This window comes from Streptococcus hepaticus (genome assembly GCF_043656315.1).
In the GTDB taxonomy this organism is placed as follows: Bacteria; Bacillota; Bacilli; order Lactobacillales; family Streptococcaceae; genus Streptococcus; species Streptococcus hepaticus.
This window is the reverse complement of the sequence record NZ_JBINIY010000006.1, coordinates 1-24,655: the sequence shown is the minus strand read 5'-3', so window position 1 is coordinate 24,655 and position 24,655 is coordinate 1. Positions and strand designations below refer to the sequence as shown.

At 41.1% G+C, this 24,655-nt stretch carries 20 protein-coding genes, 1 tRNA gene and 1 other RNA gene; 17 read left to right on the top strand and 5 right to left on the bottom strand.

Going from position 1 to position 24,655, the window contains the following annotated elements; translation table 11 throughout:
- Nucleotide 1 precedes the first annotated feature (1 nt).
- The 6 genes from ACHUFA_RS06325 (at nucleotide 2) to galE (ending at nucleotide 4,303) form a co-directional block, all read left to right on the top strand.
- Nucleotides 2-742, top strand: a complete 741-nt coding sequence (locus ACHUFA_RS06325) for an acyl-ACP thioesterase domain-containing protein (protein WP_222348206.1) — start codon at nucleotides 2-4, stop codon at nucleotides 740-742.
- Nucleotides 729-1,349, top strand: a complete 621-nt coding sequence (locus ACHUFA_RS06320) for an NUDIX hydrolase N-terminal domain-containing protein (protein ID WP_222348208.1) — start codon at nucleotides 729-731, stop codon at nucleotides 1,347-1,349. The genes ACHUFA_RS06325 and ACHUFA_RS06320 overlap by 14 nt, the downstream gene beginning before the upstream one ends.
- 116 nt (nucleotides 1,350-1,465) lie before the next feature.
- Complete coding sequence (locus tag ACHUFA_RS06315; RefSeq protein ID WP_394405225.1) at nucleotides 1,466-2,239, top strand: TIGR01457 family HAD-type hydrolase; 774 nt, start codon at nucleotides 1,466-1,468, stop codon at nucleotides 2,237-2,239.
- Nucleotides 2,229-2,849 carry a TIGR01906 family membrane protein gene (locus ACHUFA_RS06310; RefSeq protein ID WP_394405224.1) on the top strand — a complete coding sequence of 207 codons (621 nt, stop codon included), beginning with the start codon at nucleotides 2,229-2,231 and terminating at the stop codon, nucleotides 2,847-2,849. Before ACHUFA_RS06315 ends, ACHUFA_RS06310 begins: the two co-directional genes overlap by 11 nt.
- Before the next feature lie 193 nt (nucleotides 2,850-3,042).
- Complete coding sequence (gene rpsU, locus ACHUFA_RS06305; protein ID WP_000048054.1) at nucleotides 3,043-3,219, top strand: 30S ribosomal protein S21; 177 nt, start codon at nucleotides 3,043-3,045, stop codon at nucleotides 3,217-3,219.
- Between the two features lie 67 nt (nucleotides 3,220-3,286).
- Entirely contained in the window at nucleotides 3,287-4,303 is a 1,017-nt protein-coding gene (gene galE, locus ACHUFA_RS06300) for a UDP-glucose 4-epimerase GalE (RefSeq protein ID WP_394405223.1), read from the top strand.
- Nucleotides 4,304-4,387: 84 nt separating this feature from the next.
- Here the strand turns inward: galE and mscL are convergent, their stop codons facing one another.
- Nucleotides 4,388-4,756 (bottom strand): large conductance mechanosensitive channel protein MscL, encoded by a 369-nt coding sequence (gene mscL, locus ACHUFA_RS06295; protein WP_222348241.1) that lies wholly within the window; start codon nucleotides 4,754-4,756, stop codon nucleotides 4,388-4,390.
- A gap of 155 nt (nucleotides 4,757-4,911) precedes the next feature.
- On the opposite strand from mscL, the gene dnaG reads away from it, so the two are divergent.
- From dnaG to ACHUFA_RS06280, 3 genes are all read left to right on the top strand, one after another.
- On the top strand, nucleotides 4,912-6,696 hold the full coding sequence (gene dnaG, locus ACHUFA_RS06290) for a DNA primase (protein WP_394405222.1): 1,785 nt from the start codon (nucleotides 4,912-4,914) through the stop codon (nucleotides 6,694-6,696).
- Between the two features lie 2 nt (nucleotides 6,697-6,698).
- On the top strand, nucleotides 6,699-7,817 hold the full coding sequence (rpoD, locus tag ACHUFA_RS06285) for an RNA polymerase sigma factor RpoD (protein ID WP_394405221.1): 1,119 nt from the start codon (nucleotides 6,699-6,701) through the stop codon (nucleotides 7,815-7,817).
- A gap of 232 nt (nucleotides 7,818-8,049) precedes the next feature.
- A complete protein-coding gene (locus tag ACHUFA_RS06280; RefSeq protein WP_222348253.1) occupies nucleotides 8,050-8,370 on the top strand; it encodes a metal-sulfur cluster assembly factor in 321 nt (106 codons plus the stop codon).
- A 36-nt stretch (nucleotides 8,371-8,406) separates the two neighbouring features.
- Here ACHUFA_RS06280 and ACHUFA_RS06275 read toward each other — a convergent pair whose 3' ends face one another.
- Nucleotides 8,407-9,000 carry a TVP38/TMEM64 family protein gene (locus ACHUFA_RS06275; RefSeq protein ID WP_222348255.1) on the bottom strand — a complete coding sequence of 198 codons (594 nt, stop codon included), beginning with the start codon at nucleotides 8,998-9,000 and terminating at the stop codon, nucleotides 8,407-8,409.
- A gap of 106 nt (nucleotides 9,001-9,106) precedes the next feature.
- Here ACHUFA_RS06275 and ssrA point away from each other — a divergent pair.
- Nucleotides 9,107-9,454: a transfer-messenger RNA gene (gene ssrA, locus ACHUFA_RS06270) on the top strand.
- Nucleotides 9,454-9,541, top strand: a tRNA-Ser gene (locus ACHUFA_RS06265). The genes ssrA and ACHUFA_RS06265 overlap by 1 nt, the downstream gene beginning before the upstream one ends.
- A 73-nt stretch (nucleotides 9,542-9,614) precedes the next feature.
- Here the strand turns inward: ACHUFA_RS06265 and ACHUFA_RS06260 are convergent.
- The 3 genes from ACHUFA_RS06260 to ACHUFA_RS06250 are packed head-to-tail and all read right to left on the bottom strand — an operon-like array spanning nucleotide 9,615 to nucleotide 11,523.
- Nucleotides 9,615-10,430, bottom strand: a complete 816-nt coding sequence (locus tag ACHUFA_RS06260; RefSeq protein ID WP_222348257.1) for a hypothetical protein — start codon at nucleotides 10,428-10,430, stop codon at nucleotides 9,615-9,617.
- 18 nt (nucleotides 10,431-10,448) lie between these two features.
- Entirely contained in the window at nucleotides 10,449-11,156 is a 708-nt protein-coding gene (locus ACHUFA_RS06255; protein ID WP_394405220.1) for an ABC transporter ATP-binding protein, read from the bottom strand.
- 1 nt (nucleotide 11,157) lies between these two features.
- On the bottom strand, nucleotides 11,158-11,523 hold the full coding sequence (locus ACHUFA_RS06250; protein ID WP_222348261.1) for a GntR family transcriptional regulator: 366 nt from the start codon (nucleotides 11,521-11,523) through the stop codon (nucleotides 11,158-11,160).
- 127 nt (nucleotides 11,524-11,650) lie between these two features.
- Between ACHUFA_RS06250 and ACHUFA_RS06245 the strand changes: the two genes are divergently transcribed.
- From ACHUFA_RS06245 to ACHUFA_RS06220, 6 genes are all read left to right on the top strand, one after another.
- The gene (locus ACHUFA_RS06245) at nucleotides 11,651-14,749 is read left to right on the top strand and encodes a DNA polymerase III subunit alpha (RefSeq protein ID WP_394405219.1); all 3,099 of its coding nucleotides are present in this window, start codon (nucleotides 11,651-11,653) and stop codon (nucleotides 14,747-14,749) included.
- 81 nt (nucleotides 14,750-14,830) lie between these two features.
- Nucleotides 14,831-15,859: a 6-phosphofructokinase gene (pfkA, locus tag ACHUFA_RS06240; RefSeq protein WP_222348270.1), complete on the top strand. Its 1,029-nt coding sequence runs from the start codon at nucleotides 14,831-14,833 to the stop codon at nucleotides 15,857-15,859.
- A 45-nt stretch (nucleotides 15,860-15,904) separates the two neighbouring features.
- A complete protein-coding gene (pyk, locus tag ACHUFA_RS06235) occupies nucleotides 15,905-17,410 on the top strand; it encodes a pyruvate kinase (RefSeq protein ID WP_222348278.1) in 1,506 nt (501 codons plus the stop codon).
- A gap of 120 nt (nucleotides 17,411-17,530) precedes the next feature.
- Nucleotides 17,531-19,813, top strand: coding sequence for a DNA helicase PcrA (gene pcrA, locus ACHUFA_RS06230; RefSeq protein WP_394405218.1), 2,283 nt, complete (start codon nucleotides 17,531-17,533; stop codon nucleotides 19,811-19,813).
- A 101-nt stretch (nucleotides 19,814-19,914) separates the two neighbouring features.
- On the top strand, nucleotides 19,915-21,198 hold the full coding sequence (locus ACHUFA_RS06225) for an O-acetylhomoserine aminocarboxypropyltransferase/cysteine synthase family protein (RefSeq protein WP_394405217.1): 1,284 nt from the start codon (nucleotides 19,915-19,917) through the stop codon (nucleotides 21,196-21,198).
- 208 nt (nucleotides 21,199-21,406) lie between these two features.
- The gene (locus tag ACHUFA_RS06220; RefSeq protein WP_394405216.1) at nucleotides 21,407-24,589 is read left to right on the top strand and encodes a type I restriction endonuclease subunit R; all 3,183 of its coding nucleotides are present in this window, start codon (nucleotides 21,407-21,409) and stop codon (nucleotides 24,587-24,589) included.
- Nucleotides 24,590-24,655: the final 66 nt, after the last annotated feature.

Below are 24,655 nucleotides of genomic sequence, written 5' to 3'. Positions count from 1 at the left end.
TATGGGCTTATCGTATCAAGAAGACTACACCATTCCCTTTGACATCGTCGATGTAAAAAGAGAAGTTAAGTTACCGCATTTGATTTTGCGGTGTTTGGAAATTTCAGGACGTCAGTCCAGCAGTTTAGGGCGAAGTGACCGTTATATCTTTGAGACATATGGTCTGGTCTGGGTGGTAACGGATTATGAATTTACCATTCATCGTTTGCCACATTATGGAGAAACAGTGACCATTGCGACAGAAGCCCTATCTCACAATAAATTTTTCTGTTATCGAAAATTTTTCATCTATGATGCAGAGGGAGATCTGCTCATGGATATTCTCTGTTATTTTGTTTTGTTGGGCTTGGAAAGCCGCAAATTAAGTCCAGTTCCAGAAGACTTGGTGGCTCCTTTTGAGTCAGAAATGGTAAAAAAGGTTCAGCGTGCGCCGAAACTTCCGGTACTAGAAGATTTGGCTTCGCAAGAATACCGAATTCGTTATTTTGACATTGATATGAATGGTCATGTTAATAACAGCAAGTACCTTGAGTGGATGTTTGACGTGTTGGATTATGATTTTCTACTGTATCATGTTCCAAAACGCCTGCAGTTGAAATACATCAAAGAAGTGGCACCCGGTGGCATGATTGATTCCCAGTATCGTTTGGACGGATTGACCAGTCAGCATGCTATTGTATCAGAAGGCGAGCTACGTGCCCAAGCACAGATTGAATGGAGAAAAGTAGATGACGAAGGATGAGAAATGGATGAAATGGGCTATTCGCTTGCAGGCACTAGCTCAGAATGGCTTAGCTTACACGACCAATGTATTTGACCGAGAGCGATTTGAGGAAATTCGTCAGATTGCAGCTGAAATGTTAGTGACACCCTCAGGCATGCCCTTGAAAAAGGTGGAAGATCTTTTCTGCTCGGAAACAGGCTACCAAACACCTAAAATTGATACGCGCGCAGCCATTTTCAAAGAAGACAAAATCCTACTGGTCCAAGAAGCTGACGGCCGCTGGGCCCTACCTGGAGGCTGGTGTGACGTAGACCAGTCTGTCATGGACAATACCATAAAAGAGGTCAAGGAAGAAGCGGGGCTGGACGCAGAAGCCGTGCGCCTGATTGCAGTTTTAGACAAGCACAAGAATAACCCAGCCAACTCTGCCATGCGCGTGACCAAAATTTTCATCGAATGCCGAGCATTAGGAGGTCAGTTTGTCGCAAACAGCGAAACCTTGGCGAGTGACTATTTTGCCTTATCCGACCTCCCTCAACTATCAGAAAACAAAACCACTACCAAACAAATTGCTCTGTGCTTTGAAGCACATGCAGCGGAACACTGGGAAGCTAGGTTTGATTAAATATAAACATCAGATGAATAGCTGGTGTTTTCTTTTTGCAATTTCCGCTACCAACTAGGACTGAGATATTGTATAATAGCTAGTATTGAAATGTTTTGAAACGAAAAGGAGTAGACATGACCTATCAAGGCTATTTGATTGATTTAGACGGAACGATTTATAAGGGGACAGAGCGTATTCCAGCTGGTGAACGTTTTGTTGCTCGCTTGCAGGAGGCAGGACTTCCTTATCTTTTCGTGACCAATAACACCACACGCTCGCCTGAGCAGATTCAGGATATGTTAGCAAGCAAGTTTGATGTGCAGACACCGCTTGAGACCATTTATACAGCGACTCATGCAACGATTGATTACATGAATGACTTGGGCAAGGAAAAGACAGTTTACGTTATCGGAGAGGACGGTTTGAAATCAGCTATCACTGAAGCAGGCTATCAAGTGGATACTGAAAATCCAGCCTATGTTGTAGTCGGATTGGACTGGCAAGTGGATTATGAAAAATTTGTAACGGCTACTCTAGCCATTCAAAAGGGAGCGACCTTTATTGGTACAAATCCTGACCTCAATATCCCGACAGAACGCGGAATGCTGCCAGGTGCTGGCTCCCTCATAGCTCTTTTAGAAGCCTCCACGCGAGTTCAACCTGTTATCATGGGCAAACCTGAGGCGATTATTATGGATAAGGCCTTGGCATATTTAGGGACAGAACGCGCTCAAACTGTTATGGTTGGGGACAATTATTTGACCGATATTCGTGCGGGGATTGACAATGGCTTTCCGACCCTCTTGGTCTTGACAGGTTTTACGAAGAAAGAAGAAGTAGCAGATTTGCCTGTTGCTCCGACTCATGTACTAGATTCGTTAGATGAGTGGGATGTCTATGAAAATTAAACTACAAGTTGCAGGAGTGGTTATCAACCTTCTAGCACTAGCTGTTCTAGTTGCTATTTATGGTGCTTGGCTGGTCTATCCTCTGGAAATTAAATGGCTGGGCTTGGAAGAGATTGTCTACATGAGGGCTGCGGATATTTCCTACAATTTCAATATCCTCATGAATTACCTAACAAATCCTTTTCAGCAGGTTCTAGACATGCCCAATTTCTCTTCTTCAGAAGCGGGGCTTCATCATTTTGAACAGGTCAAATGGCTCTTTCATTTAGCACAGGTCCTCTTTCTTGTCAGTCTTCCATCTCTCTATCTTTTTTGGAAAAATATGGTCAGAAAAGGCTTTGGCAGTCTTTTTCAGAAGACATTTATCTGGGCAGCTATTTTACCTATCTTGCTGGCGCTAGTAGGAGTACTAATCGGTTTTGATCAATTCTTTATCCTCTTCCACAAAGTTCTCTTTGCCGGCGACCAGACATGGCTCTTTGACCCCAATTCAGACCCTGTCATCTATATTCTCCCCCAAGAGTTTTTCCTCCATTGCTTCTTACTATTCTTTGCTGTATATGAAGTAGAGATGGTCAGTATGATTTTTTTAAACCAAAAGCCTAGGTAAGGATGTCAATCGGGAATGACGTTTTAGATGAATTTTGATATTTATCACGATGACGGGAAAAATACTATACTACTTTACAAGGGTATTAAATCATCTCAAAATTTTGACACATTCTTTTTTAACAAAATCATTGACTTTTATATCAAGATGTAGTAAACTATTAAAGACTTTGAAATTGAGGGGAGTGAAAAATATGTCAAAAACTGTAGTACGCAAGAATGAATCACTTGATGATGCTCTTCGCCGTTTCAAACGTGCGGTTACCAAAGCTGGTACGCTTCAAGAAACACGTAAACGTGAATTCTACGAAAAACCATCTGTAAAACGTAAACGCAAATCAGAAGCAGCTCGTAAGCGTAAAAAATTCTAATAGAATATAAAAAAACAGCTGTGAGGCTGTTTTTTTGTCCTCATCAAAATTGTTATAGGAGAATGACATGAGTATTTTGGTCACTGGGGGTGCAGGTTATATTGGTAGCCACACCGTTGTTGAGCTCTTGGAGCTTGGAAAAGATGTTGTCATTGTGGATGACCTTTCAAACGCAAGTGAGAAAGTTGTTGATCGGATTGAAGAAATTACTGGCAAACGCCCAGCTTTTTACCGATTGAATGTGGCAGATAAAGCAGCTCTTCGTCAAGTTTTTGAAAAAGAAAATATTGAATCAGCTATTCACTTTGCAGCCCATAAGGCAGTAGGTGAGTCTGTTCAAAAGCCAACCATGTACTATCGTAATAATCTCATGTCTATCTTATCACTGGTAGAAGTCATGGGTGAGTTTGATGTTAAGAAGATTGTTTTCTCATCAAGCGCAACTGTCTATGGAGAGTTTAATCCATCTCCATACTTGGAGTCAATGCCTGTAGGTGTCCCAACAAGCCCTTATGGACAAACCAAGGTCATGTGTGAGCAAATTTTGCGTGATCTCTATGTTTCAGACAAGGATTGGTCCATCTCCTTGCTTCGCTATTTCAACCCAATTGGAGCTCATGAGTCCGGTTTAATTGGTGAAGATCCTTCAGGTATTCCAAACAACCTCATGCCCTTCATTTCCCAAGTAGCAGTTGGCAAACGTGAGTTCCTTAATATTTTTGGTGGCGACTACGATACGGCTGACGGTACCTGTGTTCGTGACTATATCCACGTGGTTGATTTGGCAAAAGGACATGTGAAGGCTTTGGAAAAATTGGAGCAAGCTCAGCAGGTTTATACTTACAATCTTGGTTCAGGTAAGGGAACAAGTGTGCTTGAGTTGGTCAATACCTTTGTGGAAGTGACAGGTATCAAGGTTCCTTATCAGATTGCACCACGTCGAGCAGGTGATTTACCAGCCTTCTATGCTAATGCAGACAAGGCGCTGGCTGAACTCAATTGGAAAACAGAAAAATCAATTGAAGACATGTGTCGTGATAGCTGGAATTGGCAATCGAAGAATCCAAACGGTTATCAAGGATAAGATGAAAAGAAAAAAGAAGCTGGCGACGGCTTCTTTTACTGTTTTGGGTAACAAAAAAACAGACCGAAGCCTGTTTTCTATGGATTATTTTTTCAACAAGTCGCGAATTTCTGCAAGCAATTCTTCTTGAGTTGGACCTGCAGGAGCAGCTGGTTCTTCAGCTTTTTTAGGCATTGCTTTTTCAGCAGCTTTCACGATGAAGAACAAAGTAGTACCAACAACAAGGAAGTTGATTACAGCGCTCAAGAAGCTACCGTATTTAACACCGTTCCAAGCAAGTTCGGCGATTTGCTCAACTTTAGCAGCTTTCAAAGCTGGGTTAAGAATAAGTGGTGTAATGATGTCCGCAATCAATGAAGTGATGATGGCACCAAATGCACCGGCAAAAATTACAGCAACAGCAAGGTCAAGGACGTTGCCTTTAAACAAGAAAGCTTTCAAATCTTTTAACATATTCTAAATATGCCTCCTAAATATTTATTTTAGACTATTATATATCAATTATATTTTTTTGCAAGTAAACTATCTTGGAAATTTTACATTTACCGAAAAATGTTATAAAATATAAAAATGGTATGTTGTGCATAGTCTGTCTGTAGGAGGGGAAGATGATTTCAAAAGAACTGATCGATGAGATAAAGTCTTCGGTCAATATTGTTGATATTATTGGTGAATCCGTTGCCCTGACTAAGGCAGGTCGCAATTATCTAGGGCTATGTCCTTTTCACGGTGAGAAGACACCGTCATTCAACGTCGTAGAAGACAAGCAATTTTATCACTGTTTTGGTTGTGGTAAATCTGGTGATGTTTTCAAGTTTATCGAGGAAACAAAAGGAATTTCCTTTATCGATAGTGTTCAATTTGTAGCGGATAAGGCTGGTTTTCAGCTGGACATTACTCCCAAGCAACAGGTTCAAGTCCAACAAACTCATCCACATCAGCGGTTGTATGATGTTCACACCGAGGCAACGAAATTCTACCACGCTCTCTTGATGACGACCAAAATGGGAGAGGAAGCGCGTGCTTATCTTCATCAGCGTGGTCTGACGGAGGATATTATTCAGTATTTTCAACTAGGTCTGGCACCTAGTCAGCCGAATATTCTTTATCAGGCCTTGTCCAAGAAGTTCTCGGAAAGAGATTTGCTCAATGCAGGACTCTTCAATACAGCGGATAATAATGTAATTTATGATGCTTTTCAGGGGCGGATTATTTTTCCTCTGTCCGATGAATTTGGACGAGTAGTAGCCTTCTCAGGTCGAAAGTGGACTGAGGCAGATTTAGCGAATAAGCAGGTGGCCAAGTATAAAAATAGTCGCGGGACGGCGATTTTTAACAAGAGCTATGAACTTTATCATCTAGATAAGGCAAAAGCGGTTATTAAAAAACAACGTGAAGTCTATCTCATGGAGGGCTTCATGGATGTGATCGCGGCTTACCGAGCTGGGGTTGAAAATGCAGTAGCTTCTATGGGAACTGCCCTGACACCTGAGCATGTCCAGCACTTGCGCAAGCACTGTAAAAAGGTTGTTTTGACTTATGATGGTGACAAGGCAGGACAAGCTGCGACTGCCAAAGCATTGGAAGAATTACAGGGATTTGATGTAGAAATTATTTCACTGCCAGACGGCATGGATCCGGATGAATTCATCAGTCGTCATTCGGCTGAGGAGTTGCAGCAGGTTCTGACCAAGTCGCGGATTAGTCATGTTGAGTTTCTCATGCATTATCTCAAGCCTGAAAATCCTGATAATTTGCAAATGCAGATTGATTTTGTGGATAAGATGGCGCCGATTATCGCTGAGACAACATCCATTACAGCGCAGAATTCCTACATCTACAGACTGGCTGATTTGTTACCTGATTTTGACTACCAGCAGGTAGAATTATCGGTTAACAATGTTCGCTTATCCAAGCGAGTACAGTCGGATGTAAGACGAGAAAATGTTTCTGACCAACCTGTTCAGGAGTTACCAAAGCAAGCAAAAATTTCCAGTTTGCTGCGGACGGAAAATCATATTTTTTACCGTCTCATGCAGCATCCCTATCTGCTCAATGAATACCGACTTCGAGAAGATTTTGAGTTTTACACTCCTGAAGTGCAAACTCTCTATCAGCTACTCAAATCTTCTGGTGACATATCTTCCTTCGAACTCAGTCAGCAGTCGGATGCAGTTCAGACGGCCTGGTATCGAATTTTAGAGGAAAAATTACCTGCAGAACTAGGACAAGAGGAAATGCATGACTTAGAATTAGCCCGCGACCGAGAATGGTTAAAGAGAGACAATCGACAGCGCTCTCGGGTGATCCGTGAACAAAGTCATGTTGGAAATGATGACGCGGCCCTGGATGAATTAACACAACTCATTGCACAAAAAAGAAAATTGGAGTAATTATGGCAACAGCAAAAGATAAAAAGACAGAAGTAACAACTTTTGATGTACAAGTTGCGGACTATATTCGTAACCACAAAAAAGAAGGAACAGCAGTTGATGATGATATCAACGAGAAATTGATTATTCCATTTACCTTGGATGCAGATGGTATTGATGACCTTTTGCAACGTATCCAAGATGCAGGGATTTCTATTGTAGATAAGGACGGGAACCCAAGTTCACGCGTCATGCAAGTAGAAGAAGAGCAAGAATTGACAGATGAGGAGTTGCTAGGTAGTAATTCTGCTAAGGTCAATGACCCTGTTCGCATGTACTTGAAAGAAATTGGTGTCGTACCGCTTTTGACCAACGAAGAAGAGCAAGAATTGGCGCTCTTGGTAGAAGCTGGTGACGTGGAAGCCAAGCAACGTTTGGCAGAAGCCAACTTGCGTTTGGTTGTATCTATTGCAAAGCGCTATGTTGGTCGTGGTATGCAGTTCCTTGACTTGATTCAAGAAGGAAATATGGGGCTTATGAAGGCCGTGGATAAATTTGACTATTCAAAAGGTTTCAAATTCTCAACTTATGCAACATGGTGGATCCGTCAGGCCATCACACGCGCTATTGCTGACCAAGCCCGTACCATTCGTATCCCAGTTCACATGGTTGAAACCATCAATAAATTGGTCCGTGAACAACGTAATCTTCTTCAAGAACTCGGTCAAGATCCAACACCAGAACAAGTCGCTGAGCGTATGGATATGACACCTGATAAAGTTCGTGAAATCTTGAAAATCGCACAAGAACCTGTTTCTCTTGAAACACCAATTGGTGAAGAAGATGATAGCCATTTGGGAGATTTCATTGAGGATGAAGTGATTGAAAATCCAGTTGACTACACAACCCGTGTTGTCTTGCGCGAGCAATTGGACGAAGTTCTGGATACCCTCACAGACCGTGAAGAGAATGTTCTTCGCCTCCGCTTTGGACTTGATGACGGAAAAATGCGCACCTTGGAAGATGTGGGTAAAGTCTTCAACGTAACACGCGAACGTATCCGCCAAATCGAAGCCAAAGCCCTCCGCAAACTCCGCCACCCAAGCCGCAGCAAACCACTCCGCGACTTTATGGAGGATTAAAACAGTCCGGTGGACTGTTTTAACCCGAACCTAGAAATAAAAAAGCGAGGTAAGCTGGGGAGCTTTTTAGAGGTTTTCCTTGGAATAAAAAGTTGGGGTCGTGCTTCGAAAAAAGAACAGCACAAAACTTGAAATAGTCTGGCTTTGGCAAGTAGTGGGCATTGTGTTGGTTATGCGCAATGGAAGAGTAGTCTACTGAAATTGAAGAAATAATACAATTGAAGGAGCGAAAATGTACACAGAAGAACAAGTGAATGACATTAAAGAGCGCATTTTCGTTGCGCTAGAAGAAGTGATTGACCCTGAGTTGGGAATTGATATTATCAATCTTGGATTGATTTACGAAATTCGTTTCGATGAAGGAAAGACTGAGATTGATATGACTTTGACAACGATGGGGTGTCCCTTGGCAGATTTGATTACAGATCAGATTCATGATGTCTTGCAGTCCGTACCAGAAGTGAAGGAAGTAGATGTTCGTCTGGTTTGGTCACCAGCTTGGACAGTCAATAAAATGAGTCGTTATGCCCGTATTGCTTTGGGAATTCGATAAAAATAAGACGCTGGAAAATTTCCAGCGTCTTATTTTTTAATGTAAAATTTGTTGCAACCACTGACTACCATAGATCCAGATATAGCTGTAAGCTACGATAGATAAAGGGCGACAGAGGAGGATGATGGTGATAAAGCGACGATAAGACATACTGGTTAGTCCTGTAATCATCACCAAGATGTCAGCAGGAGAGACCGGCGACAGCATACAGAGGATGAAGAAAATTTCATAACCTTTTTTGTCATCAATCTTGCTTTCGTATTTGATAAAAGTTTCTTCTTTCATGAAAAGGAGACAGAATTTTTTGCCATAGCGGCGTGCCAACCAAAAGAGGATAATACTTCCGATATTGATACCGACATAGTTGACAACTAAGCCCCACCAAAACCCAAAAAGTAGGAAGCCTACGACGGTAGTTACTCCGCCAGGAATAATAGGAAATACAACTTGGATAATTTGGATGCCAATATAACTCAAACTACCCAAGGCCCCCTGTTTTTTGATGAATTCAGAGAGAACGTTTTGATTGTTAAGAATGCCTAGTTTGTAGAGCCAGATAACGAGCACAAAGCTACCTACGAGGGCTAAAAAACTCAGCACCTGTATTAATTTTTGAGATAATTTATACATAGTTCTATTGTACCATAAAGACCTTTGAAAAGTTTGATAATGGAAATAAAATAATTTTGCCTTTTGTTGAAAAATCTGCTATAATGTTTAACATATAACGTAACGCGGGGTCGTTACGGATTCGACAGGCATTATGAGGCTTGTTCTGCAACTCATCGGCAGATGTAAAAATGCCAGTTAAATATAACTGCAAAAAATACAAATTCTTACGCATTAGCAGCCTAAACACCTGCCTGCGTGACTGATGACAGATTGCTTGTGTTTGTTTATCAGTCTTAAAATAACAAGCTACGTTAGGACATTGTCGGGCTGTTCTAAAAGAGATTTACTGACTCGCAAGATTTGGGCTTGAGTTATGTGTCAAGGTCTTGTTAAAGCAATACATAACCTATGGTTGTAGACGAATAAGTTAGCAGGTGTTTGGACGTGGGTTCGACTCCCACCGGCTCCATTGGAAGATTACTCAAGTGGCTTAAGAGGCTGTGTTGGAAACGCAGTAGGCGTGTGATAGCGTGCGTGGGTTCGAATCCCATGTCTTCCGTAGTAAAAAAGAAAGGGTTGGATATATTTCCAACCTTTTCTCGTTCTCAAATCTATTGAAATTCCTTTACTTCTTACTGAATATTCAAACGTTTAGTCATGATATAGTGGGTTCCAAAGTAGAAACCGATAGCTAGTATGATATTGAAAATAATGAATAAAGGAGTTGGAAGGAAAGGATTGAGGAAGGTTTCACTATTTTGCGTTGTAGCCATAGCTGTGCTGGTTACAAAGTAAATCATTTCCCCAGTACCAATTACAAACTGTATTCCGAGATAGAAGCCGATTGCTAATAGTGTTCGGTGGTCTTTGAAAAGTTGGCCGAGAGAAATTGCAAAGTAGGCCAATAGGATGCCCAGAATCATTTCAGTAAAGTAGTAGAATAAAATTTGGAAAATCGTTGGCCAATAAGTGATATTGGTTAGTTCGCTAAAGGCGATGTGCCATTCGATTTCATGGAAAATAGGAACTAGCGCGATAGATGTAATGATAAATCCAGATATTACGAGCATGAGTCCTGCCAAGATATACCAGATGATGGAGGCAAGAAGCTTACTAAGGATAATTTGGTGTCCTGTGACAGGGAGGGTCATTGTTAGATAACCTTGACGACCATAGACACTTTTCTGGAAGCGAGCAACAACCAAGAAGAAAGTGGAAATCAAGAGTCCACCAACCAGTAGCCCGAAAGCGACCCAGGCAAGTACAAACATAGTTCCTTCCATATTCCAGTTGTTGTCGTTAAATGTTGTGATGTGATTTTCAGAACGTCTGATGATCGTCTGAATCCAAGAACCAAGAACGACGGACAGGATGGTTAAGATACCATAAAGGGCTAGGTACCATTTTCCTAAAGATTTAAATTCGTATTTTACTAATTTTCCAAACATAATTTCTCCTCTTTCTAATTAGAACTTAAAGTCATGACGGAATAATTCGTCAATGGACTCACCGCTCTCAATGCGAATATCATCAACATTTCCTTGGCGGATGACACTGCCGTATTGGAGGAAAATTACTTCATCCAAGATTTGCTCCACATCTGAAATCAAGTGGGTTGAAATGATCACAGAAGAAGTTGGGGAGTAGTTGTTGATGATGGTACGTAAGATATAGTCACGAGCAGCAGGATCTACACCACCGATTGGCTCATCTAAGATGTAGAGTTGTGCTTGGCGACTCATGACCAAAATCAATTGAACTTTTTCCTTGTTTCCTTTTGACAAATGCTTCATCCGGCTGCTCAAATCAATGTTGAGGTCTTGCAAGAGGTGAAGAGCACGTTTTTGATCAAAGTCAGAATAAAAATCAGTAAATAATTCAACTGCATCCATAACTTTCATATTTTCATCCAGATAGGTCGTGTCAGGCAGGTAAGAAACGATTTGTTTGGTTTCTGGTGAAGGATGACGGCCATTGATAAGTATTTGTCCATATTCTGGTTGCAATAAGCCGTTTAACAATTTAATGAAGGTTGTTTTACCAGATCCGTTTGGTCCTAAGAGACCAATGATTTTCCCAGCAGATAATTTGAGATTCACATTGTTAAGGGCAACGAGGCCACCATATGATTTAGATACTTGTTGGAGTTCAACAAGGGTGATATTCTTTTCCATACTATTCTCCTTTAACATAATTGATGATGAGCTCAGCTAGTTCCTCTTTAGCAAAACCGAGACTCAACATATTCTTGGTAAAATGTTCCAATTCTTGCTGTGCTAATTGGACTCGAGTTTGTTTGATGAGTTCAATATTGTTCGTTACAAATCGTCCCGTCGTTCGTTGGGTATAAACAAGCCCTTCTGTCTCTAAGTCTGATAGGGCTCGTTGAACAGTATTGGGATTGACGCCAGCAATATCAGCTAAATCACGAACGGTTGGTAACTTACTACCCGTTTTTAACTGGTTAGTGACGATTTGTAGTTTGATAGTATTTGTAATTTGGATATAAATGGGAATATTGTTGTCAAATTTCCATGCCATGATAAAAATCTCCTTCCTGTATTCTTGTTCTATAAAGATAATACAACTTTTCTATTTTAATTGCAAGTATTAAATTCTATTTTTTTGTATAATAGAATCAGAGAGAAATCAATCAAAGGAGGCTACCATGCTAGCGCAGTTAGATACCAAGACCGTTTATACTTTTATGGATAGCATGGTGACCATTGAAAAATATGTAGCTCGTGCCAAGGAAATGGGTTATCGCTATCTAGGTATCATGGATGTTGATAATCTTTACGGGGCTTATAATTTTATAGAGACCTGTCAGGCTGCAGGTATTCAACCGATTATTGGTTGCGAAATAGAAGTGGTAGTCAATGAAGAACCGCTGCGCCTCTTTTTTATTGCGCGTGATAGTCAAGGCTATCGCAGTCTGTTAAAACTTTCTAGTCATAAGATGATGGGAAAGAAAGAGTTTACAGATTTTGAAGAATATTTAGCTGGTGTTTTAGTGCTTGTTCCGTATTTTTCAGGGATTGATAAGTTGGAACTGGGGCATGATTTTGTGATTGGAGTGTATCCAGATACAGCACCGCAAGAATTTGCACGACCTATTTTACCTCTACATACGGTTCGTTATTTTGATGAAAATCAGATAGAGACCATGCAGGTACTTCATGCTATTCGAGATAATATTTCTCTGAGTCAGGTGACGGATTTACCCAGTCGTCAGAGTCTTTTGACTCCAGAGCAGTTACGGGAACGTTTTGCAGCTTTTCCGCAAGCACTTGAAAATCTAGAAAAGTTTGTGCAGTCTGTTTTTTATGACCTGGATAAGAATCTCAAACTGCCTCGTTTTAATCGAGAACGATCTGCGGTAGAGGAATTGCGGGAGCGTTCGCAAGTTGGCTTGGCAGAGAGAGGCTTGGTCGGTGATAGTTATCAAAGTCGTCTTCAAGAAGAATTAGCGATTATCCATGAGATGGGGTTTGATGATTATTTCCTCATCGTTTGGGATTTGCTACGATTTGGGCGTAGTCAGGGTTATTATATGGGAATGGGACGTGGGTCGGCAGTTGGGAGCTTGGTGGCTTACAGTCTAGGAATTACGGGCATTGACCCTGTCAAGCACAATCTGCTCTTTGAACGTTTCCTCAATAAAGAACGCTATAGTATGCCGGATATTGATATTGATATTCCAGATATCTATCGTGGGGAATTTATCCGTTATGTGCGGGAGCGTTATGGCACCATGCACACAGCTCAAATTGTAACCTACTCAACCTTTGGTGCCAAGCAGGCTATTCGGGATGTCCTCAAGCGGTTCGGCGTACCTGAGTATGAACTGACAAGTATTACAAAGAAAATATCATTTCGAGATAGTTTGGCGACGGCTTTTGAGCGCAATGCTTCATTTCGTCAAATCATCAATAGTAAAATAGAATACCAGAAGGCCTTTGCTATTGCCCAGCAAATCGAAGGTCATCCACGTCAGACTTCTATCCATGCTGCCGGTGTGGTGATGAGTGATGAGGATTTGACGGATACGATTCCGCTGAAAATTGGGGATGATATGCTGGTAACCCAGTATGATGCACATGGAGTAGAAGCGAATGGTCTATTGAAAATGGATTTTCTGGGCTTGCGCAATCTGACCTTTGCCCAGAAGATGAAAGAAGCGGTGCTTGAAAAATACGGTCAAGATATTGCCATTGCCGAGATTGATTTGGAAGATCGGAAGACATTGGCACTCTTTGCTGCTGGTCAGACCAAGGGGATCTTTCAATTTGAGCAACCAGGTGCTATTAGTCTACTCAAGCGGGTTCGTCCGACACGCTTTGAGGATATTGTAGCGACGACCAGTCTCAATCGTCCTGGAGCTAGTGATTATTCGGATAACTTTGTCAAACGGAAGCATGGTCAGGAAAGAGTTGACCTGCTGGATGAGACCATTGCCGAGATTTTAGAGCCGACCTATGGCATTATGCTCTATCAGGAGCAGGTCATGCGGATTGCGCAAGCCTATGCTGGCTTTACACTTGGAAAAGCCGATTTGTTGCGTCGCGCCATGTCCAAGAAAAATGCGGCTAAAATGCAACTCATGGAGGCTGATTTCCTTAGCGGCGCGCAAGCATTGGGACATGACTTAGAAAAAGCAAAGGACATCTTTGGGATGATGGCGAAATTTGCTGGCTATGGGTTTAACCGCAGTCATGCTTACGCCTACTCAGCTTTGGCCTTTCAATTGGCCTATTTCAAGGTGCATTATCCAGATGTGTTCTTCGATGTCATGCTCAATTACTCGAGTAGTGACTACATCAATGATGCCCTTCAGTTTGGTTTTAAAGCGGCGCGCTTGACCATCAACAACATTCCTTTCAATGACAAATTCTCAGAGAGTCAGATTTATATGGGGCTGAAAAATATCAAGGGCTTGCCACGAGATTTCTCTTTCTGGATATTGGAAAATCGTCCTTTTAAGAGCGTGGAGGATTTCATGCTTCGATTGCCGGTCAAGTACCAGAAAAAGGACTTGTTGACGCCGCTGATTCAACTTGGACTCTTTGATGATTTTGAAAAAAATCGTCAGAAAATCATTGCCAATCTGGATAATCTCTTTGTCTTTGTAGAGGCGTTTGGCTCTTTCTTTTCAGAGGAAACTTACTCTTGGGCGGAAGCAGAAGACTATTCGGATAGTGAAAAATTTGAGTTAGAACAGGCGGTGATTGGTGTTGGAATCAGTCCGCATCCACTGCTGAAAATCCGAAAAAATAGTTCACGAGCCTTGGCGGAATTGGCAGATTTGACGGAAAATCTGCGAGCAACCGTTCTGGTACAGATACAAGGTGTGCGCATTATCCGTACGAAAAAAGGGGAGCAAATGGCTTTCTTGCAGGTGACAGATACCAAGCAGAGACTAGATGTGACCCTCTTTCCAGAGTCCTATAAGCAGTATCAAGCTTTTTTGGAAGAAGGAAAAATTCTCTATCTGACTGGTCGAATGCAGGAGCGAGATGGACACCTACAGATGATTTTGGAGAAGTTGGAGATAGCGTCGTCTGAAAAGTGCTGGATTCTCTTGGAAAATCGTTTAGTTGATCAAGAGATTGCCCGCATTTTACAAGCCAACCCAGGGAATATTCCTGTTGTTTTGCATTATCAAGATAGCAATGAAACAGTCCAAGTTGCTAAGTATTTTGTTGCAAAATCGCAACAATTTGAGGAAGAATTGGCAGAATATGCCGTGAAAACGGTTTTTCGCTAAAAACCAACAAAAACACGAGCAAACCCGCAAGAAATGTGGTATAATGAGACAGTTAAAAAGGAAAAAAGGAGCATAAGCGAAATGAAACGTATTGCTGTTTTGACTAGTGGCGGTGACGCCCCTGGTATGAACGCTGCCGTTCGTGCAGTTGTTCGTAAAGCAATTTATGAAGGAATGGAAGTTTATGGTATCAGACATGGTTATGCTGGTATGGTAAACGACGAAATCTTCCCAATGGATTCAGCTTCTGTAGGGAATATTTTGAACCGTGGTGGAACATTCTTGTGTTCAGCACGTTACCCAGAATTTGCAACTCTTGAAGGGCAAATGAAAGGGATTGAACAATTGAAAAAACACGGCATAGAAGGTGTCGTTGTTATCGGTGGAGACGGTTCTTACCATGGTGCAATGCGCTTGACAGAACATGGCTTCCCAGCTGTTGGTGTACCTGGAACAATTGATAATGATATCGTTGGTACTGACTTTACAATCGGTTTTGACACTGCGGTTTCAACAGCTATCGATGCTATCGATAAAATCCGTGATACAGCCTTCAGTCATGGCCGTACATTTGTTATCGAATTGATGGGCCGTAACGCTGGTGATATCGCTCTTTGGGCAGGTATGGCTATCGGTGCAGACCAAATCATCATCCCTGAAGAAGAGTTTACATTTGAAGAAGTAGTTGAAAAAGTAAACTATACTTATGATGTATTGAACAAAGGTCACCACATCATCATCTTGGCAGAAGGTGTTATGTCAGCAGAGAAATTTGCTGAAGGCATGAAAGCAGCTGGAAATAAAACAGAAATTCGTGCAGTTAACCCAAGCCACATCTTGCGTGGTGGTAACCCAACCGTTCATGACCGTCTTCTTGCAGCTCGTCTTGGATCACGCGCCGTTGAGTTGTTGAAAGAAGGTAAAGGTGGTTTGGCTGTTGGTGTTCGTAAAGATCAAGTGGTTGAAAGCCCAATCCTTGGTAGCGCTGAAGAAGGAGCACTCTTCTCACTTGCAGAAGATGGTAGCATCATCGTCAATAATCCTCATAAGGCTGACTTGAAATTGGCAGAACTCAACCGTCAATTGCAACACCGCCTTGAAGTAGAATAGTCAATCTTTTCTAAGTTATTTATATTAAAATAGGAGTTTTCAAAAATGAACAAACGCGTAAAAATCGTTGCAACCCTTGGACCAGCCGTTGAAACACGTGGTGGTAAAAAATTCGGTGAGTCTGGATACTGGGGTGAGTCACTTGATGTTGAAACTTCAGCAAACAAAATTGCTGAATTGATCAAAGCTGGTGCCAACGTATTCCGTTTCAACTTCTCACACGGTGACCACGCTGAGCAAGGTGCTCGTATGGCAACTGTACGTCTTGCAGAAGAAATTGCAGGTCAAAAAGTTGGCTTCCTTTTGGATACAAAAGGTCCTGAAATCCGTACTGAAGTATTTGAAGATGGCGCTGATTTCCACCCATACAAAACTGGTGACCAAATTCGTGTTGCTACAAAACAAGGTATCAAATCAACTCCAGAAGTTATCGCTTTGAACGTTGCTGGTGGTCTTGACATCTTTAACGACGTTGAAGTTGGTAAACAAGTTCTTGTTGACGATGGTAAATTGGGTCTTCGCGTTTTGTCTAAAGACGAAGATACTCGTGAATTCGTAGTAGTTGTTGAAAATGATGGTGTTGTTGGTAAACAAAAAGGTGTAAACATTCCTTACACTAAAATTCCTTTCCCATCACTTGCAGAACGTGACGATGCTGACATCCGCTTCGGTCTTGAAAATGGTTTGAACTTCATCGCGATTTCATTCGTACGTTCAGCTAAAGACGTAGATGCAGTTCGTGCTATCTGTAAAGAAACTGGTAACGAACATGTTCGTTTGTTCGCTAAAATCGAAAACCAACAAGGTATCGACAACTTGGATGAAATCATCGAAGCGGCTGACGGTATCATGATCGCTCGTGGTGACATGGGTATCGAAGTACCATTCGAAATGGTTCCAGTTTACCAAAAACAAATCATCACTAAAGTAAATGCAGCTGGTAAAGCAGTTATCACAGCAACAAACATGCTTGAAACAATGACTGACAAACCACGTGCAACTCGTTCAGAAGTATCTGACGTCTTCAATGCTGTTATCGATGGTACTGATGCAACAATGCTTTCAGGTGAGTCAGCTAATGGTAAATACCCACTTGAGTCAGTTCGTACAATGGCAACTATCGCTACAAACGCACAAACTCTTCTTGGTGAATATGGCCGTTTGGATTCATCTAAATTTGACCGTACTTCTAAAACAGAAGTTATCGCGTCAGCTGTTAAAGATGCTTGTCAATCAATGGATATTAAATTGGTCGTAACTGTAACTGAAACAGGTTTCTCAGCTCGCCAAATTTCTAAATACCGTCCAAATGCAGACATCTTGGCTGTAACATTTACTGAAAATGTTCAAAAATCATTGATGCTTAACTGGGGTGTTATTCCAGTTGTAACTGACAAACCAGCTTCAACAGATGACATGTTTGAATTGGCTGAAAAAGCAGCCCTTGAATCAGGTCTTGTTGAATCAGGTGACAATATCGTTATCGTCGCTGGTGTACCAGTTGGTCAATCAGGTTCTACAAACACAATGCGTGTACGTACAATCGTTTAATCAAAATAGACTTTGCAAGAAAACCAATCCGAAAGGTTGGTTTTCTTTTTGCTTGAGCAAGGAATTTTCGGTTAGAATTTGGTATAATAGATAAGATTATGTGTTAGAAAGTATGAGAATATGAATCCATTATTACAGGGAATGAATGACCGTCAAGCAGAAGCGGTTCAAACAACAGAAGGTCCTCTTTTGATTATGGCGGGAGCTGGTTCGGGGAAAACACGTGTCTTGACGCATCGAATTGCTTATTTAATTGATGAAAAAATGGTCAATCCATGGAATATCTTGGCCATTACCTTTACCAATAAGGCGGCTCGAGAGATGAGAGAACGGGCTATGACTCTCAATCCTGCAACGCAAGATAGTTTGATTGCAACATTTCACTCCATGTGTGTGCGTATTTTGCGCCGAGATGCGGACCATATTGGTTACAACCGCAATTTTACCATTGTTGATCCAGGTGAACAACGCACACTGATGAAACGGATTTTGAAAAATCTCAATCTGGATCCGAAAAAGTGGAGTGAACGGTCTATTTTAGGTACCATTTCCAATGCAAAAAATGACTTAATTGATGAAGTGGCCTATGAAAGTCAAGCTGGAGACATGTACACGCAGATTGTGGCCAAGTGCTATACTGTTTATCAGAAGGAATTGCGCCAGTCAGAGGCAGTGGACTTTGATGACTTGATTATGCTGACCTTGCGCCTTTTTGATCAAAATCCGCAAGTCTTGACCTATTACCAGCAGCGCTACCAGTATATTCACGTAGATGAGTACCAAGATACCAACCACGCTCAGTATCAGTTGGTTAAACTTTTGGCGTCTCGTTTTAAAAATATCTGTGTGGTTGGGGATGCTGACCAGTCTATTTATGGTTGGCGTGGTGCAGATATGCAGAATATTTTGGACTTTGAGAAAGACTATCCAGATGCAAAAGTAGTGCTCTTAGAGGAAAATTATCGCTCTACCAAGACGATTTTGCAGGCTGCCAATGATGTCATCGAGCGCAATAAGAACCGTCGTCCTAAAAAACTCTGGACACAAAATGTTGACGGGGATAGTATTGTTTACCACCGTGCAAATGATGAACAGGCTGAGGCTGTTTTTGTCGCTCAACAGATTGCAGAACTCAATCGAGAAGGTTATAACTACAAGGATTTTGCGGTTCTCTATCGCACGAATGCCCAGTCTCGTACCATTGAGGAAGCTCTGCTCAAGTCCAATATTCCTTATACCATGGTTGGTGGAACCAAGTTCTACAGCCGTAAAGAAATTCGTGATGTCATTTCCTATCTGAACATCATCGCCAATCCAGCAGACAACATTTCCTTTGAGCGAATTGTCAATGAACCCAAGCGTGGTGTGGGACCAGGGACGGTTGAAAAGATTCGTGACTTTGCTAACTTGCAAAATATGTCTCTTTTAGACGCTTGTTCACAGATTATGCTTTCTCCTATTAAGGGAAAGGCTGCGCAGGAAGTTTGGGATTTGGCCAATATTGTCTTGAATTTGCGTGAGCAACTGGATACATTGACTGTGACAGAATTGGTGGAAAATGTGCTCAACCAGACGGGCTATCTGAATGCTTTAGCTGTACAAGGTACGATTGAAGCCAATGCCCGGATTGAAAATATCCAAGAGTTTCTTTCTGTTACTAAGAATTTTGAGGAGAAGGATGAAATTGTTGAAGGCGAAACAGGGCTGGACAAACTCAGTCGTTTCCTCAATGATTTGGCCCTGATTGCGGATACGGATGATGGTGATGTGGAGACAGCAGAAGTAACCCTCATGACCCTTCATGCGGCCAAGGGATTGGAGTTTCCAGTGGTCTTTCTGATTGGGATGGAGGAAAATGTCTTTCCGCTTAGCCGTGCTGCTGAAGAAGAAGCAGAGCTGGAAGAAGAGCGCCGTCTGGCCTATGTGGGGATTACTCGTGCAGAGAAGACTCTTTATCTGACCAATGCCAATTCTCGCCTTCTCTTTGGACGGACCAACTACAATCAGCCTAGTCGCTTTATCCGCGAGATTTCTAGTGACTTGCTGGATTACCAAGGACTAGCTCGTCCTGCTAATACCAGTTTCAAGGCTTCTTGTGTTAACGGCAAAACAGATCAATTTGGTCAAGGAATGAGCCTGTCGCAAGCGCTACAAAACCGTAAAGCTGCTGCCCAACCACGACAAACTTCTCTTGGTGGTTCTCTTCCTTTTGGAAAAAATGCTGGCGCAGTAAGCGCAACAGACTGGTCAGTTGGTGATATTGCTGTCCATAAAAAATGGGGTGAAGGGACCGTTCTAGAAGTTTCTGGAGCAGGTTCTAGTCAAGAACTTAAAATCAATTTCCCTGAAATGGGCCTCAAAAAAGTTTTGGCTTCTATCGCACCAATTAGTAAGAAAGAGTAAGCTATAGCAGATCGCTATAGCTTTTCTTATCTAATAAGTATTGGTAATATGTGAGATTTAGGAGTAGAATAAAAGAAAATTTTTGTAAAAGAGGACTAGATATGAGTAAAGAATGGAGCTTTGAAACCTTGCAATTGCATGCGGGGCAGTCGATTGATAGTGATACCAAGTCTCGTGCCGTACCGATTTACCAGACAACGTCTTATGTTTTTGACAATGCGCAAGAGGCAGAGGATATTTTTGCACTGAGAAAGCCAGCCAATATCTATTCTCGTATTGGAAATCCAACCGTTACTGTATTTGAAGAAAGAATGGCAGCTTTAGAAGGTGGTGTTGGAGCACTAGCCACTTCATCAGGTATGGCGGCGATTACCTATACCATTTTAGCCTTGGCACATGCTGGTGATCATGTTGTCGCAGCGACTACCCTTTATGGTGGCACTTTTAACTTGCTCAAAGAAACCTTACCACGTTATGGTATTACAGCGACTTTTGTCGATATTGATAACTTGGATGAAGTGAATACAGCGATTACGGACAATACTAAGCTGGTTTGGGTTGAAACGCTGGGAAATCCTCTCATCAATATTCCTGATTTGGAGAAAGTAGCAGAGATTGTTCATGCTCATAAGATTCCACTTGTGGCAGACAATACCTTTGGTACACCTTATTTGATTAATGTCTTTGAGCATGGAGTGGATATTTCGGTTCATTCTGCTACCAAATTTATCGGAGGTCACGGAACGTCTATCGGTGGTGTGATTGTCGATAGCGGTAAATTTGACTGGGAAGCTAGTGGTAAGTTCCCTCAGTTTGTTGAGGAGGATACGACCTATCACAATCTCAGCTATACACGAGATATTGGTCCTGCAGCCTTTGTGACATCGGTGCGGACGCAATTGTTACGAGATATGGGAGCCTGCTTGTCGCCTTTCAATGCATTTTTGCTCCTGCAAGGATTGGAAACCTTATCTCTTCGGATTGACCGGCATTTAGAAAATACCAAGAAAATTGTCGCATTCTTGGAAAATCATCCTCAAGTTGAAGCGGTCAACTACCCAAGCCTACCAAGCAGTCCCTATCATGCCTTAGCAGAAAAATATTTTCCTAAAGGGGCGGGTTCTATCTTTACTTTCCATGTTAAAGGCGGAACCGAGGAAGCTTGTCAGGTCATCGACCACTTGGAAATTTTCTCCAATCTGGCGAACGTGGCAGATGCCAAATCTCTCGTTGTCCATCCTGCCACCACAACGCATTCCCAATTAGGCGAAGAAGACCTCCTTGCTTGTGGCGTAACCCGTAATCAAATTCGTCTCTCTATCGGACTGGAAAATGCAAACGACTTGATTGCCGACTTGGAAGAAGCCTTGGAGAGTTTGGGATAGATTTTTGTGAAGAAGCCCTAGAGGCTTTTTCTTTTTCTGAGTGTGAGCCCAATAAGGGGAAGCAATATATCCTAAAATTTGGTAAAATAAAGTGATAGAAATCTAGAAAGGGTTACCATGTCATCTGCTCTGGTTTATCTGAGTAGGGAGAAAATGCTTTCTTTTGGCATGTTATAATGAAGAATCAATACAATTGAGGTGAGATATTATGGGTGAGTTGCAATTTGAATCGGAGTTAATAGAATATCTTTCAACAGGAACGGTTAATGTGTTAGATAGTTCTGAAATCAGTGAACCAATGGTTGACTATGTTGTTAAAACCAAAATTTGGCAATACGAAAAAGATATTAAAACGACTGAACAACTTTGGCAGAATTTTAAGGTAATTTTGGAAAGTCACAATAAAAATGTATTAGAACATCCGCTTAGCGAAACAGAATTCTACCAAGTTAAAAAGATTATCTCAGATTTGCAGACGCCTTATATGGCTGGTCAATTTCTCTATGGCTTAAATGGTGTTTCTCAAGTTGAAATTGATTTAGATGATGGTCGCCATGTATTCTTAACTGTATTTGATCAAAAGCAAATTGGTGCTGGTGATACCGTTTATCAAATTGTTAATCAGATTTACAGACCTGCCAAAATTACTGGTAAACAGGAGCGCCGCTTTGATACTACTTTATTGATAAATGGTCTACCTATTATTCAAATCGAAGAAAAACGTGATACTCATGATGTTAATGAAGCTCTGAATCAAATGGAGCAGTATATTGCAGAAAAACAATATACAGATATTTTCTCAACAGTACAGATTTTAGTTGCTATGACGCCTAACAACGCTAAATACATGGCTAATACAACTTTGGATAAGTTTAACAAAGATTTTGCTTTTAATTGGCAACGTAAAAGTGATAATGGAATTGTTCGTCATTGGAAAGAATTTGCAGATTCTATGTTGAGCATTCCCATGGCTCATCAAATGGCAACCAATTACATGATTTTAGATGGTACCAAGAATAAGCAAATGCTTAAAGTGATGAGACCTTATCAAGTATATGCCACACAACGTGTTATTGATAACCTTAAAAAAGCCGATTTTGAACTTGGAAATAATAAAATTGGTTACATTTGGCATACGACAGGGTCTGGAAAAACGATTACCTCTTTCAAGACAGCTTGGTTAGCAAGTCGCTTACCAAATGTTGATAAGGTGGTTTTTGTCGTTGACCGAATTGCATTGACTTCTCAGACAAAGGATGAGTACAGCGCTTATGATCCTGATAGTAGTGCAGATGACTTTGGTAGTGTTTTTGATACCAAAAATACAACTGATTTAAGCCGTAAATTAAAGTCAAAAGCAGATGGTATTATTGTCACTTCGGTTCAAAAACTCAATACCTTAATTAACCGTAAAAATTTTAAAACACCAGATAAAAATATTGTTTTTGTCGTTGATGAGGCTCATCGTTCAACAGGTGGCGAATCCTTTAGAGATATCCAAAAAGCCTTTAAACGTTCGGCTTGGGTTGGTTATACTGGTACTCCCATGTTTGATGAGACGACTAACGGTTTACGAACAGAGGATATTTTTGGCCCTATGTTACATGCGTACACGATTCGAGAAGCCATTGCCGATCGAAACGTCCTAGGATTTAAGGTTGATTTTGAAACAACCATTAGTGAAGATGAGATGAAAGAAAAATATCTTCCTAGTTTCTATGAGCAACGTCATCCTGAATGGTCAGTGGAAAAAATCCGTACCAAAATTGAGAATCTTACTCCAGAAGATATGGATGATGCAGTTGAACCTAGTTTTTACGATGAAAATCCAGACCATGTGCGAGAAGTAGTCAAAGATATTTATAAAAATTGGCGTAATCGTTCTAATGAAGGAAAATACAATGCTATGTTTATCACCCATGTTGGCGGAGGTAAAGCAAGTACCCCAATGGCTCTGATGTATTTTAAGGAATTTCAGCGTGTTAATGAAGAGCATCGTAAGAATGGTGGTTTGGTCTTAAAAGTTGCAGTTACTTTTAGCCTGAATACCACAAATAATGATAGTATGCGTGAGACAAATGATGGTCTTCATAAAGCTATGGAAGGCTATAACAAGGAATTTGGTACAAATTTCGGTCTAGACGATGTTTCCGCCTATACTCAAGATGTGACGGCTCGTTTAAATAAATCGATTGATGACAAGAACTACCTTGATTTAGTCATTGTTGTGGACCAACTCTTGACAGGCTTTAATGCGCCTGAGTTGAATACCTTGTATGTTGACCGTACGCTAAAAGGAGCTGGTTTAATTCAAGCCTACTCACGTACGAACTGTGTGGCGGATATGCAGGAAAAACATTGGGGGCGCGTGGTTAATTACCGCTGGCCAGCTCAAAATGAAAAATTAATGAATACAGCGCTAGCTATTTATGCCAATAAAGACTCTGCCAACCTTTCTGATGAAGAACGTAGTCTAGAAAATCAAGAAGCTGGGATTACAGCACCAGAGTTTGCCAAAGTTTTTGATGAAGTAAAAGCTACTGTCTCACAATTATCTGAAATGACTAATACTTTTGTTCAACTTCCACCTTCAGAGAAGAAAAAGGAAGACATGCTTGGACTTTTGCGTAGCTATAATACTGGTATGGCAAAATTGAAACAATATAGTCCAGAAGATGGTGATGGATTTAACTATGATAACCCTGATGAATTGATTGAGAGATTGGGGATGACTGCTGAACAGGAAAAAATGCTAACAACTGTTTTGACAAATGAACTCAAGCAACAACTATCGAAGTCAAAAAATATTCCAATTTACCAAATTGAATTGAAAATGACTCATGTTAAGGATGTTGAGGTCAATTATGATTATCTGACAGAATTGATTGAGGCACTCTTAAACCAAGTTCACAATAGTCTAGATGAATTGGTAAAAGAAACTCAAGAGAAAATCAAACAGTTTGCGAATGGATTGGATAATCGTATGTACGCGGATCAAATCATGAAAGCAGCGGATGCTATTGTTCAATGTCACTATCCAACTGCTGATAATCCGATGACTTATCCTGTTAAACTCGATTCAAGTGAGAAGATTATCCAAGAAGCTTCCACAGTTAGTTTAGATCGAATGCTCTTAGACTTCCGTTATAAGTGGGGAATTACAGATATTATTACAAGTAGTCAAATGCGAACCCTCTTTAGTCGTCATAGTCATGGTCAACAAGATTTGGATGATATGGGACAGATTCGCGATATTGTTGCAGAAGCAAGTAAGGATTATCAGGTTTTAGCTAGCGATGATAATATAAAAAGTTTGTCACGTGTTAAATATCGTAATAATCTTCGAAAAGCTATCTATCAGATGGCAGATGACATTGTAGGTAGCTATTAGAAAGTAGGAAAATAATGACAAAAGATGAAAAACGAGTTCCCAAACTTCGTTTTCCAGGATTCACTG

Coding starts and splice junctions, on each gene's coding strand:
- ACHUFA_RS06325 (WP_222348206.1), top strand. CDS start 2: ATGGGCTTATCGTATCAAGAAGACTACACCATTCCCTTTGACATCGTC.
- ACHUFA_RS06320 (WP_222348208.1), top strand. CDS start 729: ATGACGAAGGATGAGAAATGGATGAAATGGGCTATTCGCTTGCAGGCA.
- ACHUFA_RS06315 (WP_394405225.1), top strand. CDS start 1,466: ATGACCTATCAAGGCTATTTGATTGATTTAGACGGAACGATTTATAAG.
- ACHUFA_RS06310 (WP_394405224.1), top strand. CDS start 2,229: ATGAAAATTAAACTACAAGTTGCAGGAGTGGTTATCAACCTTCTAGCA.
- rpsU (WP_000048054.1), top strand. CDS start 3,043: ATGTCAAAAACTGTAGTACGCAAGAATGAATCACTTGATGATGCTCTT.
- galE (WP_394405223.1), top strand. CDS start 3,287: ATGAGTATTTTGGTCACTGGGGGTGCAGGTTATATTGGTAGCCACACC.
- mscL (WP_222348241.1), bottom strand. CDS start 4,756: ATGTTAAAAGATTTGAAAGCTTTCTTGTTTAAAGGCAACGTCCTTGAC.
- dnaG (WP_394405222.1), top strand. CDS start 4,912: ATGATTTCAAAAGAACTGATCGATGAGATAAAGTCTTCGGTCAATATT.
- rpoD (WP_394405221.1), top strand. CDS start 6,699: ATGGCAACAGCAAAAGATAAAAAGACAGAAGTAACAACTTTTGATGTA.
- ACHUFA_RS06280 (WP_222348253.1), top strand. CDS start 8,050: ATGTACACAGAAGAACAAGTGAATGACATTAAAGAGCGCATTTTCGTT.
- ACHUFA_RS06275 (WP_222348255.1), bottom strand. CDS start 9,000: ATGTATAAATTATCTCAAAAATTAATACAGGTGCTGAGTTTTTTAGCC.
- ACHUFA_RS06260 (WP_222348257.1), bottom strand. CDS start 10,430: ATGTTTGGAAAATTAGTAAAATACGAATTTAAATCTTTAGGAAAATGG.
- ACHUFA_RS06255 (WP_394405220.1), bottom strand. CDS start 11,156: ATGGAAAAGAATATCACCCTTGTTGAACTCCAACAAGTATCTAAATCA.
- ACHUFA_RS06250 (WP_222348261.1), bottom strand. CDS start 11,523: ATGGCATGGAAATTTGACAACAATATTCCCATTTATATCCAAATTACA.
- ACHUFA_RS06245 (WP_394405219.1), top strand. CDS start 11,651: ATGCTAGCGCAGTTAGATACCAAGACCGTTTATACTTTTATGGATAGC.
- pfkA (WP_222348270.1), top strand. CDS start 14,831: ATGAAACGTATTGCTGTTTTGACTAGTGGCGGTGACGCCCCTGGTATG.
- pyk (WP_222348278.1), top strand. CDS start 15,905: ATGAACAAACGCGTAAAAATCGTTGCAACCCTTGGACCAGCCGTTGAA.
- pcrA (WP_394405218.1), top strand. CDS start 17,531: ATGAATCCATTATTACAGGGAATGAATGACCGTCAAGCAGAAGCGGTT.
- ACHUFA_RS06225 (WP_394405217.1), top strand. CDS start 19,915: ATGAGTAAAGAATGGAGCTTTGAAACCTTGCAATTGCATGCGGGGCAG.
- ACHUFA_RS06220 (WP_394405216.1), top strand. CDS start 21,407: ATGGGTGAGTTGCAATTTGAATCGGAGTTAATAGAATATCTTTCAACA.